This window comes from Oleiphilus sp. HI0128, assembly GCF_001635365.1.
Genome location: NZ_LWGG01001194.1, coordinates 1 through 1,441 on the forward strand (window position 1 = coordinate 1; position 1,441 = coordinate 1,441).

General features: G+C 45.8%; 2 protein-coding genes. One reads left to right on the forward strand and one right to left on the reverse strand.

Annotated features, from left to right (window positions below):
- Positions 1-544: ribulose-phosphate 3-epimerase (gene rpe, locus A3763_RS20095; protein WP_068760404.1), on the forward strand; the 544-nt coding region annotated here is incomplete at its 5' end.
- 54 nt (positions 545-598) lie between these two features.
- On the opposite strand, the gene A3763_RS20100 is transcribed toward rpe, so the two are convergent.
- Positions 599-1,315, reverse strand: coding sequence for a PEP-CTERM sorting domain-containing protein (locus A3763_RS20100; protein WP_068514453.1), 717 nt, complete (start codon positions 1,313-1,315; stop codon positions 599-601).
- Positions 1,316-1,441: the final 126 nt, after the last annotated feature.

The following is a 1,441-nucleotide window of genomic DNA, read 5'->3' on the forward strand; positions in this document are numbered from 1 at the left end:
CCCTAACCTGACAATTGGCCCAATGGTTTGTGAGGCGCTTCGAAAGCACGGCGTGACAGCTCCAATTGATGCTCACCTAATGGTGAAGCCAGTCGATGATATGATCAAAAGCTTTATCGATGCTGGTGCGACCTATATCACCTTTCATCCAGAGGCTTCTGAGCATATTGATCGCTCATTACAACTCATCAAAGATGGTGGCTGCAAGGCGGGCTTAGTTTTTAACCCGGCTACCCCCTTACACTACCTTGACCATACCCTTGACCAGCTCGATATGGTTTTGCTCATGTCCGTTAACCCCGGATTTGGCGGCCAAAAGTTTATTCCTGGTACACTCGATAAACTTCGACAAGCACGCAAGTTGATTAATGATTCAGGTAAAGATATCCGATTGGAAATTGACGGTGGCGTCAATATCAACAATATAGCCGAGATAGCACAAGCTGGTGCCGACACTTTTGTTGCCGGCTCAGCCATATTCAATACCGATGACTATCAGGCAACCATCGCAGCAATGAGAGCCAAGTTAGCTGGCATTTCCTAGCCCAAACGTCATCCAAGGCGCTCAGCTTGTTGCAAAACCGAGCGCCTACTTCCCCTAACTTCGCATTTTAGCGCCCCGGCGTATTTGACCAAGTAAGAGTAACCCCAAGCCCAGCAGGCTTAAGCTGGCAGGTTCTGGTACCGATACCACATCAGGGTTTGAACCCGGCTCAGTGAATGTCGGAATATCTGGTACGACAGGACCAGAAACAATAGGCGCCTGATAAAGTTGATCGGTATTAAAAGCCCCTTGGGAAGCTTGCCCCAAGACCCAAGCAAACGCTTCAGAGCTTTCTCCTGTGCCACTTAACTGTATTGAGCTACCCAAAGCCGTAGACGGTGACTCTACAACGCCAACATCGATACTTGTGGCGCCCAAAGCTGAACCATTTGTTGCGACAAGGGAGCCTTCGTAGCTAATAAACTGTACTAAGTCGCCCAGATTATTTACCAAGGCAATACCATCATTGCCACCATTTTGCAGACCACCAGAGCCGGTAAAGGCTAACACACCATAGCCTGCCTGCTGATCGGAAAAACTACCAGATAAGTCCCATGACATATAACGTCGGCCATTATTGCCATTATAAAACTCGAGTTGCCAACCAAGTAAGTCTGTACCACTTAAGCCTGCTATTTCAACAAACTCATTTTGATCAGCCCCCTGATTATCATAGTGAAACTCATTGATATAAACAGGTAAAGCTTGAAGTGATGAGGAAGCCAATAACACAGATAGCGCCATCGTTGGGCGCTTAAGAAAGTTCTTCATTTTTAAGTCCTTTTAAAAAGTATAGAAATAGATTCTGCAAACATCCTGTTCGCATTGAGCTAAGTATTCCTAGCCCTCAATTAATATACCTGTCTTAGCAAAAAAATGTAGTCTTTTTTAGCTTAA

Coding starts and splice junctions, on each gene's coding strand:
- A3763_RS20100 (WP_068514453.1), bottom strand. CDS start 1,315: ATGAAGAACTTTCTTAAGCGCCCAACGATGGCGCTATCTGTGTTATTG.